The sequence below is a fragment of the Methylovorus glucosotrophus genome (assembly GCF_009858335.1).
Taxonomy (GTDB): Bacteria; Pseudomonadota; Gammaproteobacteria; order Burkholderiales; family Methylophilaceae; genus Methylovorus; species Methylovorus glucosotrophus.
The window spans coordinates 169,870-187,498 of the sequence record NZ_VMSE01000001.1; the positions used below are offsets into that span (position 1 = coordinate 169,870).

At 56.1% G+C, this 17,629-nt stretch carries 18 protein-coding genes; 9 read left to right on the top strand and 9 right to left on the bottom strand.

Annotated elements, in window-relative coordinates:
- Positions 1-153: 153 nt before the first annotated feature.
- Positions 154-414: a hypothetical protein gene (locus tag FNL37_RS00760; RefSeq protein WP_013443450.1), complete on the bottom strand. Its 261-nt coding sequence runs from the start codon at positions 412-414 to the stop codon at positions 154-156.
- 164 nt (positions 415-578) lie between these two features.
- Complete coding sequence (locus FNL37_RS00765) at positions 579-974, bottom strand: hypothetical protein (RefSeq protein ID WP_159354804.1); 396 nt, start codon at positions 972-974, stop codon at positions 579-581.
- Between the two features lie 332 nt (positions 975-1,306).
- Between FNL37_RS00765 and infA the strand changes: the two genes are divergently transcribed.
- Both infA and FNL37_RS00775 read left to right on the top strand, forming a co-directional pair.
- Positions 1,307-1,564 (top strand): translation initiation factor IF-1, encoded by a 258-nt coding sequence (gene infA / locus FNL37_RS00770; protein ID WP_013443448.1) that lies wholly within the window; start codon positions 1,307-1,309, stop codon positions 1,562-1,564.
- 169 nt (positions 1,565-1,733) lie between these two features.
- A complete protein-coding gene (locus FNL37_RS00775; RefSeq protein ID WP_013443447.1) occupies positions 1,734-1,937 on the top strand; it encodes a cold-shock protein in 204 nt (67 codons plus the stop codon).
- 107 nt (positions 1,938-2,044) lie between these two features.
- Here the strand turns inward: FNL37_RS00775 and FNL37_RS00780 are convergent, their stop codons facing one another.
- Positions 2,045-3,361 (bottom strand): hemolysin family protein, encoded by a 1,317-nt coding sequence (locus FNL37_RS00780; RefSeq protein WP_013443446.1) that lies wholly within the window; start codon positions 3,359-3,361, stop codon positions 2,045-2,047.
- Between the two features lie 261 nt (positions 3,362-3,622).
- On the opposite strand from FNL37_RS00780, the gene FNL37_RS00785 reads away from it, so the two are divergent.
- Positions 3,623-4,378: a tetratricopeptide repeat protein gene (locus FNL37_RS00785; RefSeq protein WP_244948162.1), complete on the top strand. Its 756-nt coding sequence runs from the start codon at positions 3,623-3,625 to the stop codon at positions 4,376-4,378.
- A 119-nt stretch (positions 4,379-4,497) separates the two neighbouring features.
- Here the strand turns inward: FNL37_RS00785 and FNL37_RS00790 are convergent, their stop codons facing one another.
- A complete protein-coding gene (locus FNL37_RS00790; RefSeq protein ID WP_425325801.1) occupies positions 4,498-6,063 on the bottom strand; it encodes a protein adenylyltransferase SelO in 1,566 nt (521 codons plus the stop codon).
- A gap of 245 nt (positions 6,064-6,308) precedes the next feature.
- On the opposite strand from FNL37_RS00790, the gene FNL37_RS00795 reads away from it, so the two are divergent.
- Complete coding sequence (locus FNL37_RS00795) at positions 6,309-6,500, top strand: YjfB family protein (protein ID WP_013443443.1); 192 nt, start codon at positions 6,309-6,311, stop codon at positions 6,498-6,500.
- 124 nt (positions 6,501-6,624) lie between these two features.
- The gene (locus tag FNL37_RS00800) at positions 6,625-7,488 is read left to right on the top strand and encodes a transglutaminase-like domain-containing protein (RefSeq protein ID WP_013443442.1); all 864 of its coding nucleotides are present in this window, start codon (positions 6,625-6,627) and stop codon (positions 7,486-7,488) included.
- Positions 7,489-7,492: 4 nt separating this feature from the next.
- Here FNL37_RS00800 and FNL37_RS00805 read toward each other — a convergent pair whose 3' ends face one another.
- Positions 7,493-8,413 carry a recombination-associated protein RdgC gene (locus FNL37_RS00805; protein ID WP_159354806.1) on the bottom strand — a complete coding sequence of 307 codons (921 nt, stop codon included), beginning with the start codon at positions 8,411-8,413 and terminating at the stop codon, positions 7,493-7,495.
- 219 nt (positions 8,414-8,632) lie between these two features.
- Here FNL37_RS00805 and yegD point away from each other — a divergent pair, with 219 nt between their 5' ends.
- A complete protein-coding gene (gene yegD / locus FNL37_RS00810; RefSeq protein WP_170291263.1) occupies positions 8,633-9,889 on the top strand; it encodes a molecular chaperone in 1,257 nt (418 codons plus the stop codon).
- Positions 9,890-9,900: 11 nt separating this feature from the next.
- Here yegD and FNL37_RS00815 read toward each other — a convergent pair whose 3' ends face one another.
- Entirely contained in the window at positions 9,901-10,617 is a 717-nt protein-coding gene (locus FNL37_RS00815; protein WP_015831184.1) for an MgtC/SapB family protein, read from the bottom strand.
- 229 nt (positions 10,618-10,846) lie between these two features.
- On the opposite strand from FNL37_RS00815, the gene FNL37_RS00820 reads away from it, so the two are divergent.
- Together FNL37_RS00820 and FNL37_RS00825 are read left to right on the top strand one after the other, a co-directional pair.
- The gene (locus FNL37_RS00820) at positions 10,847-11,038 is read left to right on the top strand and encodes a YqaE/Pmp3 family membrane protein (RefSeq protein WP_013443437.1); all 192 of its coding nucleotides are present in this window, start codon (positions 10,847-10,849) and stop codon (positions 11,036-11,038) included.
- A gap of 3 nt (positions 11,039-11,041) precedes the next feature.
- Complete coding sequence (locus FNL37_RS00825) at positions 11,042-11,965, top strand: DedA family protein/thiosulfate sulfurtransferase GlpE (protein WP_159354807.1); 924 nt, start codon at positions 11,042-11,044, stop codon at positions 11,963-11,965.
- 17 nt (positions 11,966-11,982) lie between these two features.
- On the opposite strand, the gene FNL37_RS00830 is transcribed toward FNL37_RS00825, so the two are convergent.
- Positions 11,983-12,741, bottom strand: a complete 759-nt coding sequence (locus FNL37_RS00830) for an SDR family NAD(P)-dependent oxidoreductase (RefSeq protein WP_159354808.1) — start codon at positions 12,739-12,741, stop codon at positions 11,983-11,985.
- Positions 12,742-12,864: 123 nt separating this feature from the next.
- Here FNL37_RS00830 and FNL37_RS00835 point away from each other — a divergent pair, with 123 nt between their 5' ends.
- Entirely contained in the window at positions 12,865-13,767 is a 903-nt protein-coding gene (locus tag FNL37_RS00835) for a LysR family transcriptional regulator (RefSeq protein ID WP_015831180.1), read from the top strand.
- 34 nt (positions 13,768-13,801) lie between these two features.
- Here FNL37_RS00835 and FNL37_RS00840 read toward each other — a convergent pair whose 3' ends face one another.
- Positions 13,802-14,026, bottom strand: a complete 225-nt coding sequence (locus FNL37_RS00840; RefSeq protein WP_013443433.1) for a hypothetical protein — start codon at positions 14,024-14,026, stop codon at positions 13,802-13,804.
- Positions 14,027-14,098: 72 nt separating this feature from the next.
- Positions 14,099-17,551 (bottom strand): EAL domain-containing protein, encoded by a 3,453-nt coding sequence (locus FNL37_RS00845; protein WP_159354809.1) that lies wholly within the window; start codon positions 17,549-17,551, stop codon positions 14,099-14,101.
- Positions 17,552-17,629 lie beyond the last annotated feature (78 nt).

Below are 17,629 nucleotides of genomic sequence, written 5' to 3' on the forward strand. Positions count from 1 at the left end.
TGTGTAAAAATGTTACAAAATGCTAACTTAGGCGTGATCGTTAAAGTGAAAAAACAAAGGCTGCCTTTTGGCAGCCCGCTTGTTGAGGGGTTTTTTCGCGCAGTCGCTAGCCGGCGACGGATAATGTCGCAGACAAGGGTGAGAGCAGGACGATCAGGCCGATTTCTTGAACTGCAGGCTTTCCATGCAAAAGTTCTTCACTTTGCCATCGACCGCATCTCGCGCAAACCCAATGCCCAGCATCAAGGCGTCGTCCTTGTTGCCAAAGCCGTTGCCCGGGCATGGAGGTGCCATGACAGAGCTCCGCTGGCTGTCATGCAGCGCCATGATGCTGACAGAGGGATAGTAACGTTCGGCTTTCTGGTAAAACGTAGCGCTAAGTTCGTAGCCGTTATAGGTGTGGGTAATAATCATGATCACTCCTTCCTAACTGACATTGCTTAAACATGGATGACGCTTAAGCATAAGCAGACTTTGTGCCAGATTGATGACAGTCAGGTTAAAGATGATTTTCAGCGATGAGTGCGTGCCACTTTAAATGGGCCATGAAATGGCGCCCATCCTGCCATGGCAGGGCATCAGGCGCGGGGTTTGCCGCGTTTGCTCAACAGATATAAGACAATACTGAGCGGCAGAAGCAGCACGCCGATCAACAGGTAGATGTTGCGGAAAATGCTGAATGGTGGTGCAGCTTGCGCCACGATGGATTTAACTGCACTGCTGGGCAGCATGCCCTGCTTGTTGTCCTTGTCCAGAAAAACCAGCAGGTCGCCATTTTTCGTATAGTCCTTTACCTCCAGCTGGCAACCCTCACTCGACGGCGTGCCAGGCAGCGAAGGTGCTTCTTCGCAATGGGCATAGCGGGTGGTGATGATGGATGCGCGTTGTTGGGCCACACCCAGCTCCAGCATGATGCCGATAATGATCAGGACCACAGCGGAACTGGACAGGAATATAAAGGTTTCTTTTCTCATGGCGGCGTGTCAGATAGTCAAGTGAAAGCCGGAATCAGTCCGGCCAATAATCCAGTCGCCATTCTAGCGCAAGCCCGCCGCAAACCCCATGAAAACATAAGGGTTATGCGGCTAAGCTGCTGATTATTTAAGCTGTCATGGCTTTTTTCATTGCTTAAGTAGTCAAGTTGGCGCATAGTGCTGCACTTGGTAAAAAATAGTCTTCCTTGTGCGTTGCCATTTCTGGTGCACATGTCTTCGCTTTCTTGCCTCGCGTGTTTGTCCCGGATGTTGTATCGGTCGACAACATTTTCACAACACGAACTTTAATTTACTAAAAGGATGGGTCAGCGATGGCAAAAGAAGAACTAATTGAAATGAGCGGCGTAGTCGCCGAAATCCTGCCGGATTCCCGTTTTCTGGTCACCCTGGAAAATGGTCACAAACTGGTGGCCTACACCGCCGGCAAGATGCGCAAGAACAATATCCGCATTCTGGCGGGCGACAAGGTGACGCTGGAACTGTCGCCTTATGACGTCAGCAAGGGCCGTATCACCTTCCGTCACATTGAAAACCGTGGTGCATTCGTGCCGCGCCGCCGTACTTATTAAGCCGTTTTTGATTCGCGCTCAGGCAAATAAATTTAAATATTGATTGACAGGGTGCTGATTACTGCGTAAAACCTTTTTCAGGCGTTTGTAATTAAGAATTAATAATTTGTTTTATATGGTTTTTATTCAAACTTTCGGGGAGCCTCCCTTTTAGTTAGAAAGTATCAAAATGGCAACAGGTATTGTGAAGTGGTTCAATGATTCTAAAGGCTTCGGCTTTATTACTCCCGATGACGGTGGCAGCGATCTGTTCGCGCACTACTCGGCAATTGCCGACACCGGCTATAAGAGCCTGAAAGACAACGATCGCGTTTCTTTCGAAGTCATCGATGGCCCTAAAGGCAAGCAAGCATCGAACATTCAAAAAGCCTAATCCTGTATTAGGTTTGATGTGAAAAACGGAGCCTAGTGCTCCGTTTTTTATTGCCTGTTGTTCACTACACCAACGTCTTGGCGGCTGATTCCCCAGCCATATTCACGTTAGCCACCCAACCCCAGCTCATCATCAAATTTTGGGTAAACCCGCACCAGCAATATGCGCGGCCCCACCATCTTCTTGACGACAATGCTGAACTGGTCGAACTCGATCTTTTGTCCTTCCTCGGGCAAATCCCCCAGTTTCCACAGGATAAGTCCGCCGACGCTATCGGCCGCGTTGGAGTCTATATCGATGCCCAGCGTGCGCTCCAGCGTGGGGATAGGCAGGCTGGCCTTGCCCAGTAGCGAGCCATCATCCAGTTTGGTCCATTCGCTGAGCGATTGCCTGAATTCATCGCGTATCTCGCCCACCAGCGCACTGAGCAGGTTGTCCAGCGTGACAAAGCCGACCGGCGGGCTGCCCTCATAACCCACCACGGTAAAGTGCGGCGCACCCTGCTGAAAGCGCCTGAAAAGCTCCGTCGCAGGCAGCTCGGGCGACACCATGGCAATCGGCCTTACCAGGTCTTCGATATCTTCCAGGCGGCCTTTGTGCTGGGCTACAAACAGGTCTTTCAGGTGGATGATGCCGATGACCTCACCGGAGGTTTCCATATAGGGATAGCGGCTGTAGCGCTGCTGCACGATTTTTTGCAGATTGGCTTCCAGGCTGTCGCCCTCATGCAAGACCACGGCTTCGTGGAAGGGGCGCATCACATCCGCCACATCCAGCTCACGGAAGTCGATAGCCTGTGCCAGCACGCGCCACTCGCTACGGCTGAATTTATCGTCAGCACGCGAGCTGCGCAGGATGACCTTGAGCTCATCTGCCGAATAATGCGAGTCGTGGGAGGTTGCGCTTTGCAGCCCCAGCACACCCAATACCAGATTGGCACTGTGATTGAGTATCCAGATTGCCGGGTACATGACCCAGTAAAACCCATACAGCGCAGGTGCCGTCCACAGGCCAATCTTTTCAGCGGAGCGAATCGCCAGTGATTTGGGCACCAGCTCGCCCACCACGATATGCAGGAAGGAAATAATGAAGAACGCCAGCGAGAATGCCACCAGATGGACAATGCGCGGGCTCTCAATGCCTGCTGCCTGTAGTAATGGCGTAAGCAGCTCGGCAAACGCTGGTTCGCCTACCCAGCCCAGTCCCAGCGAGGCCAGGGTGATGCCCAGCTGACACGCCGAGAGATAGGCATCCAGCTGCCCATGCACGCGAGTGAGTATGCGGCCGCGCCAGCCGTAGGTCTTGGCCATGGCGCGCACGCGGGTTGCACGGAGTTTGACGAGGCCGAACTCTGCGGCCACAAAAAATCCGTTTAACAACACCAGCAATCCGGCAAAAATTATCAGTAATACATCGGTCAGCATGTCGCGTTGGCTTTCGGGAACGAGGTTCCTGGATCAATAGCAGTAGTGCGGGAAAATTGTGCAAACAGGCACAGCCCAGATTATCCATTAAAAGCGGTGACTGCGCCTAGTTAAGCACTGGCGCGGCCTGCATGCCACAGACCTGTTCGCTGAACATCGTTGTGGATCCCGCTGGCGGAACTATTGGGCAAGATGGCTTGCCCATACAGAGCTGTATACAGGGCTGCCACCAGACCCAGCGGGTTGGCGATGGCTAAAAAAATGACTTATACGCTGCAGGAGGCGATGGTGAAACGTTTATTGGGGTATCTCGTATGTGTGGCTTTGCTATTGCCTGTTACCAGTATTGCGGCCAGTCTGGACGAAGCCAAGGCGGCGGTAGACGCCGGCAAGTTTGCGCAGGCCGCGGCTATGTATCGCGGATTGGCGGCGGCGGGTGATGCCAAGGCCCAGTATAACCTTGGCCTCATGTATGCCCGGGGCGATGGTGTTCAGGAAAATCCTCAGGAAGCGGTGAAGTGGTACCGTATGTCAGCCGAGCAAGGCTTTGCTGAGGCGCAATATGCACTGGGCGTGATTTACTTCCGTCGCGATGGCGGAGTTGCCATGGATTACGACGAGGCGATCAAGTGGTATCGCAAGGCTGCCGAGCAAGGCCATGTGCGTTCGCAGCTTAACCTCGGCATTGTTTACTTGCGGGGAGATGTCGTCCCGCAGGATATTCCACAAGCCCTGAAATGGTTTGGCCTGGCGGCCGAGCAGGGTGACAGCGATGCCCAGTTCAATCTCGGCAATATGTATCTGGAGGGGGAAGGCGTGCTAGCCAGTATGGTGAATGGTTATATGTGGATCTGGCTCGCGGCTGAAAATCCGCAGGATGCCCACGGACGCAGTGCCAAGCGCAAGAAAATACTCATGTATCTCGAGGCCAAGATGACGCCGGATCAGCTGGCGGAAGCCAAAACCCTGGCACAAGCCTGCCAGACCCAGCATTATCGTGGCTGCAAGCTGGCCTGAGATGACACAATTGTGACCAATAGCGAGGCATCGCTATTGCATCATGTACTTGGCGTCGCCTTCCGCAAGGAGCCCACATACTTATCCACAGAAAATGTGGATGTGTGCAGGCAGGCGCTTTATGAGCTGCAAGACAGCATGGAACAACCGGCTTTCTGCCGTGCCCAATCCGGCCGCAAGGCATAAAGCGCCGCATACTGCGGAAGATCATCATAGGGCTGCCGCATGGCGCTGAAGAGTTGCTGCAGCATGGTGGTGTCGCCTTCAGTAGCCTGGTCAATCGCCTGCTGCGCCAGATAATTGCGCAGGACAAAGCGTGGGTTCACTTTGTGCATGGCGGTTCGTCGCGCCTCCTGGGACAGGTTGTCGTGTTTGAGTCGTTCGCCGTAGCGTTGCAGCCAGGAATACAGGGGCGGGTGGAAATCCTGCCACAACTCTTCACGATAAAACGCTGCGCGCAATGCTTCTGCTTTGGGGGCTTGCATATCCATATCGCCCAGCAGGCGGAAGAACATAGTCATGTCGACCTCCGCCCTTGTCATCAATTCGAAAATTTCGCTCATCAAGGCGGCATCATCGTCCTGCCAGTCGCGCAGCCCGAATTTGGCGGCCAAGCCCTGGCTCCATGCCTGCCCATAGGTGCTGTCAAACATGCCCAGGCTTTCGACAAGCGGCGCAGGATCGGGCAACAACAGCGCCAGCGCTTCTGCCAGCCGTTCCAGATTCCAGTGCGCAATATCGGGTTGACGACCAAAGCAGTAGCGGCGGCCGGAGGCGTCCGTGGTGTTCGGAGTCCAGCCGGGATCAAAATTGTCTATCCAGCCATAGGGGCCGTAATCAATGGTGAGCCCGAGAATGGACATGTTGTCCGTATTCATGACGCCATGCACAAACCCTACGCGCATCCACTCCGCCATCAGCAGGGCCGTGCGGCGGCAGATCTCGCCGAACCAGATGGGCACGCGCTCATGCAGCGGCATATCGGCGGGGAAAGCCATGTCGGCAAAGTCGCGTTGCATGGTGAATTCGGTCAGGCGGCGTAGCAGATCAATATCCCCGCGCGATGCGGGCAGCTCAAAATGCCCAAAGCGGATGAACGATGGGGCGACGCGACAGACGATAGCGCCGGGCTCGCGTTCCGGGTGACCATCGTAAAACATGTCACGTATCACGCTATCGCCCGTTGCCACCAGGCTCAGTGCCCGCGTGGTGGGGATGCCCAGGTGGAACATGGCTTCGCTGCACAAGAATTCGCGCAAGGAGGAGCGCAATACTGCCCGGCCATCGGCGCGACGGGAATATGGGGTGGCGCCTGCGCCCTTCAGTTGCAGTTCCCAGCGCTCGCCAGCGGCATTCACGGTCTCCCCCAGAAAAATGGCGCGGCCATCGCCCAGCTGCCCGGCCCAGTTGCCAAACTGATGGCCGCCATAACAGGTCGCGTAATGCTGCATGCCGGGCAACAAGCCATTGCCGGACAGTGCTTGCAGCATGGCGTCTGATTGCATATCCGCCGCAGTGAGTCCTAACGTGGTCGCCATTTCAGGTGACCACGCCAGCATCCGGGGCGCGCTTACAGGCGTGGCATCCACCCGCGACCAGAGGGCGCCATGCACCTGGCGCAGCTGGGCGCCCTGTATGGGGTCACCGGGGAGTTCGTTTAGCAGGCGATTATCGAATGACAGCATCATGACCTTGGATTTAGGGGTTATTGGGCGGTGGCGGTTGTTGAATGCGTTGCCAGCCTGTGAAGTATCCATGACGGGCAGTGCTTCTTGCGAAGTCTAGCAGAAGCTCGCGATGAAGCAGGCCCTGCAATCAAAAGACCACCAGTGCAAAAACAAGTTTGCCGGGCTTGAGCAAGTTTTTTTCATGATAGCCCTAAAGAACGCGTAAAGCCTGCCGATACAGTAGTGTAGATGAGGAGAATTGTATGGATTCCGTGACCAGTGCCACCGTAGCCGCCAGCATGGCCGAGACCAAGGCCGGGCAAGCCGTCAGCATGGAAGTGCTTAAAAAAGCCCTGGATGCACAGGCCACTGCCGCCGCTGGCATGATAGAAGCCTTGCCAAAAATACAGAACCTGCCTGATCATCTCGGCCAGAATATCAATACCACTGCCTGACCTTCCCCTATCCCTGTTACCTGCCAGTTTGTAGGATGGCACGGATACACTTATCGGCGAAATGCCGATGCTGCCTGAGTAAGTACTAACGTATCATGGGGTATCCCTATTTCAAGATACCATCATGATCAAAATGCAACTGGCCATCAGCCTCAAATATGAAGTGCTGGACCCCCGGGCCGATTTCATCCTCAATCTGCATGCCGCGCAGACAGCGAATCAATCTGTCATGAACGAGCACCTGCAATTCAGCCAGCCATTGCAATATGAACTCTACGAGGATACGTTCTATGGCACGCGCTATGTGCGTTGCCAGGCAGAGGCCGGCCCGCTGGAAGTGCATTATTCGGCGACGGTGGAAGTCGACCATCAGCTGGAGGCTCCCGACACCTTGCAGGAAGTGGCGATCACCGATATCCCCATTCAATATCTGCGCTACCTTTACCCCAGCCGCTATTGCCAATCAGATCTGTTGCAAGCATTTGCCAACCAGCAGTTCGGTCACCTGCCACGCGGTTATGCCCGCGTAAAGGCGGTATGTGACTGGGTGCATGGTAACCTCGCCTATTTGCCGGGCAGCACCAACAGCATGAGCGCCGCGACGGATGTCATCGAACAGAAGGCCGGGGTATGCCGTGACTTTTCACATGCGATGATTGCCTTGTGCCGCGCGTTGAATATGCCTGCCCGCTTTGTAACAGGCGTGGATTACGGTTCAGACCCGGCCAGTGGTCCGCATGATTTTCATGCCTATGTCGAAGTTTATCTGGGCGATCGCTGGTATGTATTTGAACCCACAGGCATCTCGCCGCGTCTGGGCTTGATACGCCTGGGTACGGGTCGTGATGCCGCCGATGTCTCATTTGCTACGGTGTTTGGTGCAATTAATTCCTGGGCGCCGCTGATCGAGATTGAGGCCTTGCAGGATCCGGCATCCGGTATCGTGCTGCCTCAACACAGCGATCAGGCGGTCTCCACCGACGCTTGAGCGTTCAAGCGGCTGCAGCCTGGGGTTTGGGTGCGGTGTCGACTTCGCCGCCGAGGGCTGCCAATAATTCGGGTAAAAGCTGACTCAGCTCACCACTCATCATGACAAAGTCGCTGTCGAACATCTCTTCGGCAGCGACATCTGCCGCCGCTTCTTTCAGCACATCCAGTACTTCCAGGCGTTTGATCTGCAGCACATCGTTCAACACAAAGGCAATGCGGTCACGCCAGGTCATGGCCAGGCGGGTCACCTGTTTGCCGCCCTGAATATGTTTACGGATTTCCTCGGCTTCAAGGTCATGCCTTACATAGCGCACGGTGGCCTTGTCATCGCCCAGTGCGCGCAATTCACAATCACGATCCACACTGAAGCCGTGCGGGGCTTCACTGCCAGCCAGCCATCCTGTCATGGCGCTGGTGGGCGAGAGATTGGTCTTGATCAGGCGCAAGGAAAAGCCATCCACCGATTTGTGCAGTTGCTCCAACAAGGTATCCGCCAGGGCGGCGCTGGCGGCATCCACCACAAACCAGCCATTGGCAAGGTCCAGCCATGCATAAATAGTGCGGCGCAATGAAAAAGCACGTGGCCGCAGCTCATCGGCAATGGCTTCCTTCAGCTCTTTCATCTGTTTGCGCCCCGGTTTGTAGCCCTGCTGTTCTTCCAGTTCCAGCGCGCGGGCCTTGGCATATTGGTTGATCACGCTGGTGGGCAGTATCTTCTTTTCCACACACAGTGCAATCAGCACTTGCTGAGCTTGCACATGCACAAATGGCTTGCCGGGACCGGCTGGCGCAATCCAGCCAGCCTGCTGCATTTCAGAGGTGGGGGTGTCTGGCAGGGCGTGGCGTGCCAGTTGGTCTTCCAGCGCTTCGACAGGGGTATTCCATTGGGAGATGCGATAAATCTGCAGGTTTTTGAACCACATGGTGCGTACTCAAAAACAAGGGATTTTACCCCAGTCGCCTATTCTTCCTGTGGCTTGATCGGCATGCGGCTTAAAAATTGATTGCTTGCCAGCCTCGCCAAATGGCGCTAGGCATACGCTTGGACATGTGATGCTGACTGTGGGCTGATGGCACGCCAAGGCGGCGTTGCGCGCCCGACCAATGGTAGAATTCTGCTCTTTTGTCTGATGGGGCTGCGCATGCATTGCGGGATCGATTACGGGACATCCAACTCTTCGGTGGGTGTTGCGCAGAATGGCGTGGTGACCTTGTTGCCGCTGGAGGGCGAGAGTGTTTATCTGCCGTCGGCGGTCTATCGCCAACGCCCGGACCATCTGGACGAAGAAGACGACGCCCGCATGACGCTGCGTCAGCAGCTGGGCGATGCACGGGACTTGCTGTTTGGCCGTGCCGCCATTCAAGCGCATACCGAAGGCCCCACCGATGGGCTGTATGTGAAGTCACCCAAGGTGTTTCTGGGGAGCGACCTCAGCCGTGACCAGCTGGAGTTTTTCACCGTCATCATCAGCCGCATGCTGGAGCGTCTCATGCAACAGGCGCGCGCGGCGAGCGGCATGTCCTTGCAGCAGGCGGTGATAGGCCGCCCCATTCGCTACCATGGCGTATACGGCGAACGCGGAGATGAGCAAGCACTCACAATTATGCGCGAAGCCGCGCAGGCAGCGGGTTTGAAGGATGTGATCTTCATGTATGAGCCGCTGGCCGCTGCGCTGGATTACGAAAATGGCCTGGTGAATGACGAGGTCTTGCTGGTGGTGGATGTGGGCGGTGGCACGACCGATTGCTCCGTGGTGCGCGTCGGGCCTCATGCCAGCGCCAGTGCGGACCGGAGTAATGACCTGCTGTCCTATGCCGGTACGCGTATCGGCGGTACCGATCTCGATATTCACATCGGCTGGCATCAGATCATGCCGTACTTTGGCAAGGATGGAGAGTTGCACCACAAGGCGTTTGATGCCATTTCCGTCAACAGCATTCCCAGCCAGCATGCCTTTTACAACCGGTTTGAAATGCCGGTGCATGGCGAGCCGGATGAAGCGCGCCGCCGGTTATACAAGGTCTGGCGTGAGCGATTGACCCACAGTCTGGTGCGTAGCGCCGAGCAGGCCAAGATTCGGCTGACGGATGCGGCTGATACCCATATCAATGTGGATTTTGTAGCGCCAGAGCTGCAACTCGGCATGAACCGTGACCAGATGCAGCAGGCCATTACCCAGGCCACCGAAAAAATCCGCAAGGTGATTGAAGAGGCCCGTGCCGGGGCTGGCGTGCGCATTGATAAAACCTATTTGACCGGCGGCTCGGCGGTATCGCCCGTGATACAGCAGGCGATACGCAATGTGATGGGCGATGACATGCCGCTGGTGACCGGCAATATGCACGGCGGCGTGGCCAGTGGCCTGGCGCTCTATGCCAGTCGCTGGTTTTCGCGCTAGCAGGCGCTCGCTTAATCCGTGGTGCTGGGGCTCCAGAAAGCCTGCCCAACATGCGGGCTCTGCTTGAGTTGATCGATCAGCTGATCCAGCACCAGACCATCGACCGAGGTGGCTGCCAGCGTTGCTTCAATTTCAATCTCGTTTTCACCAAAGGCATGCATGACCAGGGCTTGCAGCGGATAACCGGTTTGCTCCAGAGCCTGCTCCAGCAGATACATGGCTTCTTTCTGATGGGTGCGCGCGGCGATGACATATACCGTGTTGGTCAGCTCCACTGCCGGTGTATCCATGGGCTGGCGGTTGATACGGTTGACCACGGGACGTAACAGGGTATTGGCGGCCAGGACAAACAGCGCTCCCAGCAGGGATTCCAGCAGAAGATCGGCACCAGCGCAGGCGCCCACCGCCGCGGAGCCCCACAAGGTGGCCGCGGTGTTCAGGCCACGCACATTACCCTGTTCGCGCATGATGACGCCCGCGCCGAGAAAACCTATGCCCGACACCACATACGCCACTACATGCACAGATCCCTCATGCCCGGTCAGTCGGTTCGCCATGTCGACAAAAATGGCGGCGCCCACCGCTACCAGCACATTGGTACGTAACCCGGCTGTGCGCTGTCTGTACTGACGTTCAAAGCCGATCAGGCTGCCCAGTACAAACGCCGTACTGAGGCTGATCAGGGTATCGAGTAGCGAGAGGAGGTTGATGTTTTGCCAGGCTTCCACAGAGGGCTCCTTTTATAGCGAGGGTTATCTTGCGAGCGCTAGCATTATCCTGATTTCCTGGAAACTTGTATGCATGATCAGCGCTATGAGCACTGGGTACGCGTCCGGCATGGCGGGTGAGGTCGCGTAGTCATGGCAATACATGTGCGATCTTGTCCAGCTTGCAGGTCCGCAAGGCAGCAGACGCTGTTAATATAGTGGGCGTTAACATTTCAAATAGGTCGCTGACATGCGTTTACTGATTGCCCTCATCCTGCCCTGGCTGACATTTTTCACCATTGGCCGTCCCATCGCAGGCATCGTCTGTCTGATTCTGCAAGCCACGCTCATCGGTTGGCTGCCCGCCACCATCTGGGCGGTTTATGCGCTCAGCCAGTACAAGACCGATCAGAAGATCGCCGACGCACTGAAGTCGAGATAGTCCATGCAACATTTGCTTGATCTGCTTCAGCAATACGGCTTGCTGATTGTGTTTGCCAATGTGTTTCTGGAGCAGATCGGCTTACCTATTCCGGCTTACCCCACCCTGCTGGTGACGGGCGCCATGCTCACGCAGGGGCAATATAGCCCGGCGCAACTGCTGTTGACGGCCGTGATTGCCTCGCTGCTGGCAGACCTGGCCTGGTATTTTGCCGGACGCCGCTTCGGCCGCCGGGTCATGAGCAAGCTATGCCGCATTTCCCTGTCGCCCGATTCCTGTGTGCGGCAGACCGAGTCGGTGTATCTGCGCATCGGGCCATCTGCCCTGCTGTTCTGCAAATTCATTCCCGGCTTTGCCTCGGTGTCCAGCGCGCTGGCCGGTACCGTGGGTACACGGGCCACGACCTTTATCATTTTTGACAGCCTGGGAGCTGCCATCTGGGCGGGCTCAGCCATAGTGCTGGGCACGCTGTTCAGCAGCGCCATTGATGAGTTGCTGGATATTCTGAGCGAGATGGGCAAATGGGGCGCGCTATTGCTGGGTATTGCCCTGGTGGCCTTTATACTCAACAAATGGTGGGAGCGGCACCGCTTTATCAAATCGCTGCGCATGGCGCGCATTTCGGTGGATGAGCTGGATACCATGCTCAAAAGCGGCTCACGCCCGGTGATTGTGGATGCCAGACCTGCCCATCTGCAAGGTGATGGCCGTATTCCCGGTGCGCTCAGCATGACCGAAGACACCATTGATAGCGTGTTTATTGATACCGATATCGATACGGATATCGTGCTCTACTGTTCATGCCCCAATGACGTCACTGCGGCAAAAATGGCCAAGCTCCTCATCAAGCGGGGGTATCACAAGGTGCGGCCACTCAAGGGCGGCATCGATGCCTGGGTCGATGCCGGTTTCAAGATAGAGCCTTGAGCAATACTCAGGGCGCGTTATACAAACATCCCGCCTGAGACTTCAATGCGCTGGGCATTTACCCAGCGGTTATCTTCCGATAACAACGATGCCACCATGGGGCCGATATCGTCGGGCAAGCCCACGCGCCCCAGAGCAGTCTGGCTGGCCACAAATTTATTGACCTCGGCGTTATCGCGTACCGTGCCGCCACCAAAGTCGGTTTCAATGGCGCCTGGGGCCACTACATTCACCGCAATGCCGCGTGGCCCCAGCTCTTTTGCCAGATAACGCGTCAGCACTTCCACGGCGCCTTTCATGGCGGCGTATGCCGAGTAGCCCGGCAAGGAAAAACGCGCCAGGCCGCTGGAAATATTGATGATGCGTCCCTGATCTGCCATCAGCCCCAGCAGCTTCTGCGTCAGGAAAAATACGCCTTTGAAATGGATATTCACCAGCGTATCAAAGGCTTCTTCTGTCGTTTCGGTGAACGGGACATGGATACCGATACCCGCGTTGTTGACCAGAAAATCAAAGGTATCGCGCTGCCAGTGGGACTGCAGCACCTGTTTCACTTCCTGGGCAAATCGGGCAAAAGAAGTGCTGTCGCCTACATCCAGCTGCAGTGCCACCGCTTTTCTGCCCATGGCCTCAATGCTGCTGACCACGGCTTCTGCTTCCGCGCGCTGGCTGCGATAGGTCAGGATGACGTCCTGACCCTTGGCGGCGATGCTGAGTGCCATGCTTTTACCCAGCCCGCGGCTGCTTCCCGTCACTATCGCAATCTTGCTTGTCATGATGATGCTCCTTTGAAAGTGGATGATGAATCGTGCTGGTGAACAGTCTATTGCCATCTTTGGCGCTAATAAACTGCCGAAAAATAGTTATACTGTTCAAAATTTCATGCCAATGGAGTGCGTATGGACAAGCTGGATGCCATGCAGGTATTTGTACGGGTGGCGGAACTGGCGAGTTTTACCCAGGCGGCCGATAGCCTGGGATTGCCCAAAGGCAGCATTTCAAATGCAGTAACCCAGCTGGAAGCCCGCTTGGGGGCGAGGCTTTTGCATAGAACGACGCGCAAAGTGCAACTCACGCAGGATGGTCAGCGGTTTTATGAGCGCTGCAAAGATCTGCTGGCCGAGGTGGACGAAGTGGAGAGTCTTTTCCAGCAAACAGAAACCCTGCTGCGGGGACGCTTGCGGGTGGATATGCCACTCAACATGGCGCATAACCTGGTGATTCCCCAATTGCCTGAATTCATGCAGCGCCATCCTGGCATTGAAATCGAGCTCAGCAGTACGGACCGGCGGGTAGACCCGATCAGTGAAGGGTTTGACTGCGTGGTACGGGTGGGAGTGCTAACGGAGTCCGGGCTGGTAGCAAGGCATCTAGGCACCTTGGAGATGGTGAATTGCGCCAGCCCCGCCTATATTCGCCAATACGGAATGCCGATGGCCCTGGAAGACCTCGCCGCGCATTACATGGTGCACTATGTTTCGGTGCTCGGCGCCAAACCTTCCGCGTTCGAATATCTGGAGGCAGGGGTGAGCCGGCATTGCCTGGTTCCTGCGCGGGTGACGGTCAATAATTCCACCGCCTACAGCATGGCCTGTCTGGCCGGGCTTGGTATTATCCAGGTGCCGCTCGTGGCGGTTCGGGCTTATCTGCAGCGGGGCGAACTGTTAGAACTGCTTCCGGAATTCAAGCCAGAGCCTATGCCGGTGTCCCTGCTTTATCCGCACCGACGTCACTTGTCGCGGCGTTTATTGGCGTTCATGGAATGGCTGACGCAAAAAGTGCATGCCTACATGGCGGCCTAAGCGTATACGCTGCTTTTCCCGATAAATACCGCCATCAGCCTGGCGGCGTTGTTCCACGGCGCCGCCGCCAGGCATCGACGATCATGGAGTAAATCCACAACACAGCCTTGAAGGTGTTGGCGATGGGGATCAGGCTCCAGAACATATTGCCCAGTATCTGGCGGCACAGCATGTTCTTGAAACAGCTGGTTTTGTAGATGGTGGACAGCGAGCAGATGCCGAGCGAAATAAAGTAAAACATCAAAAACTTGTAGGGCATGGTGTCTCCCTTCTCTTGTTGTCGTTTTTGTCTGGCGACGGCTGATATGCAGCCCATGCCTGTTGGGCACGGTCAGGCAGCAGATCGTTCCAGCAGCTGCATGAATTCATCGGCTGGCACCGGTCTGGAGAACAGGTAGCCTTGGCCGTAATCACACCCGATCTGCGCCAGCAGGTCGCGTTGTGCGGTCGTTTCCACACCTTCGGCGATCACGCGCAAATCCAGCTTGTGCGCCATGGTGGCAATCGCTTCGCACAAGGCGAGATCTTCGCCGTCGCCCGACAGATTGCGCACGAATGACTGGTCTATCTTGAGGTAATCAATATCAAACTTCTTGAGATAGGACAGTGACGAGTAGCCCGTGCCGAAGTCATCAATCGCCACCTGCATGCCGGCATCGCGGAAATGCAGCAGTTTGTCCGAGATGCCGCTATCGGCATTGAGCAGCAGGCCTTCGGTAATCTCGACCACGATATTGTGCCCGCTCAAACCCAGTCCGCTCAGGTATTCCATCCAGTCCTGATGCGCCTGGGTGCGGTCGCGGAACTGCACGGGCGATTTGTTCACGCTCACCTGAAAATCGTCGCCCACGATAGGGATGCATTGTTTGACCAGCTGCGCAGACTGCTGGAATACCCAGTCGCCTATCTCGTGGATCAGGCCGGTTTCTTCGGCCAGCGGAATGAATTCAGCGGGACTGACAAAACCCAGTTCCGGATGTTGCCAGCGTATCAGCGCTTCTGCCTTGTGAATGCGCTGGCTGCTGAGATCGACAATCGGCTGGAAATAGACCGTGTACTGGCTCAAGGCCAGTGCATTGCGCAGATCGCGCATCATGCGCATGCGGGCCTGCGCCATGGCCTGCATCATGGGGGTAAAGAAACTGAAACGGTTGCGCCCATTCTTTTTCGCTTCATACATGGCCTGATCGGCATTTTTCAGCAACTCGGCGCTGGTGGTCGCATCTTCAGGGAAAACCGTAATGCCTATGCTGGCGGAGAGATAGACGATTTCGCCTTCCAGGTCGTATGGTGCGGCAAGGGCGTCCAGCACGCGCTGGGCAATCAGTGTCATCACGCTGGGGTCAGGCAGGTTGGCAATGATCACGGTAAATTCATCGCCACCCAGCCGCCCGACGGTATCGGTTTCTTTCAGGTGCCGCTGAATGCGGTGGGATGCTTCAATCAGCAGGTAGTCCCCGTGACTGTGACCCAGCGTATCGTTCACTTCCTTGAAGCGATCCAGATCAATGAACAGCAACGCAAACTGGCTATGATCGTGCTGCGATTTTTTGATCTCCTGTTGCAGGCGGTCGCTGAACAGGCGGCGGTTGGGCAGTTGCGTCAACAGGTCATAATTGGCCTGGTTCCAGATCAGGGCATCGGCGCGTTTTTTCTCGGTGATGTCCGAGAACAGCGCTACCCGGCGGAACAGCTTGCCGTCCTCGCCGTAAATATTATTGATGGCCAGCCATTCGGCATACTCTTCCCCACTCTTGCGGCGGTTCCAGATCTCACCACGCCACTCCCCGGAGGTTTCCAGGGTATTCCACAGCTCCTGGTAAAACTCCTTGCCCTGGCGTCCCGAGCTCAGGATTTTTGGATTCTTGCCGATGACTTCTTCCAGTGAATAGCCCGTCATCTCGCTAAAAGCCGGGTTGATGGTGATGATGTTGTTATCGGCATCGGTCACCAGCATGGCTTCGCTGCTGTGCTCGAATACGGTATGCGCCAGGCGTAACTCCTCTTCGGCCTGCTTGCGCGCGGAAATGTTTTCGGAGGAAATGATAATGCCCTGTATGGTCTGACTGTCATCCATCCATGGCGTGATCATCCAGCGGGTCCAGAGATGCTGGCCATCCGCTCTTATCCAGAGATCCTCCTCCTCTTCCAGCCGTTCGCCGGCCAGCGCCCGTTGATGCGCCTGGCGCCATTTTTCCGGGATGTCGGGATGCACATCATAGTGGTTCAGCCCCAGCAGGCTGCCCTGCTGATGACCGAATTCTTCTTGCCATTGGTTGCTGCAGGCCAGATAACGCATGTCACGATCAAACATGGCTACACAGATGGGCGCCTGCTGGATAAACATTTTTTGCTGTTCCACCGCCTGCTTCAGTGTGTTTTCGGCCAGCTTGAGCTTGGTGATCTCGAGCCGCGTGCCGCTCATGGTCAGCGCTTCACCCTGTGGCGATCGGCGGGTCACCCGTCCGCGATCTGCCACCCATATCCAGTGGCCGTTTTTATGGCGGCGACGCGACTCGCTGGCAAAGTAATCGGTCTCCCCCCTGAGATGCGCTTCCAGTGCCTGTACCAGCTGCTCAAGATCATCCGGGTGGCAGAGCGCGCGGCAACTGTCCGCGGTGCAAGGCTCCAGCTCATCCGGCGTATATCCCAGCATCTCCGCCCAGCGCGGATTGACGATACAGTCGCCGCTCCGGATATCCCACTCCCAGGTCCCAGCCGCCGTGCCATCAATAATTTGCTGTAATCGCTGGTGCTGATTGGCCAGCTCGGCAGTTTTAGTTTTGACGCTTCTGCGCAACAGGAAAATCCACAGCAGGACGATGGCCCCCACCAGACTCAACAAGCCCAGTGCCGGCGCGATATAGCGGCTGTAAGGCAGCAGCACCGGTGATTGCCCTACCCATTTCTGAAACATTTCGATCTTGTCTTCACGCGGAATCCGCGCCATGCCGCTTTCAATCAGCTGCAGTGTGTCGGTGGCGCCCTTTTTCACCGCATAATGAAACTGCCCCTGATACAGCTGGAACGCCTTGCGGTATTTTTGCGTAGGGTCCAGTTTGTAAAGGTAGTAATTGGCCGGGTACTCATCCATGCAAAACAGCTTGACCTGCTCATCCAGCGCGCCTTTGATCAGGGATGTGTAATCCGGGTAGAGCTTGAAGTTGGTAACGGAGTCCGCCCGCAGTCTTTCAATACAGGCGTCGCCTGCCTGCACCCCGATCAGAAACCCGCGCAGGTCATGCGCGGAGGCAATGCCGGGAATGCTGGCATGGCTGTAGATGGCGACGGGGAGATTGGCATACGGCTGTGAAAAGTCATAAGTCGCATCGCGGTCCGGCGTGCGGAACATCATGTCGATGACATCCGCATCTCCGTTGAGCAACGCTTGCTGGGCCTGATCCCAGTGGGTGGCGATCAGCTCGACCTTGATGCCGGTCTCCTGCTCCCAGCGTTTCCAGATATCCATCTGGTACCCCTCCAGATTTCCGCTGGCATCGCGAAACAGATAAGGCGGGTAATTATCATCCGAGATGACGCGCAAGGTTTGTGGCTGGGCGTGTGCGGAGATGGCAGAAAAACCGAGCAGCGCCAGTGCCATGATGTGCGCCATGCACATGCGGTTGGCCAGACGCCGGGTTTGAGGCAACAACCAACCTGCCACTACGCGGTTTAATGCACCGGTAGCGTAGCTTTTAGGGCTGATGTCGAGAGCGACGCGCAATGTAGTTGTGCCAATATTCAAGAGAGATGGGGCGGCGTTGAGCCAGCCTGAAGTGAGCAAACCCCATGCCCTGCTTTATTATTTTTAGGCCCTTCGGGTGCGTGAGCTGCAAGCCTAAACAAGTTGCCGGGGATGTGC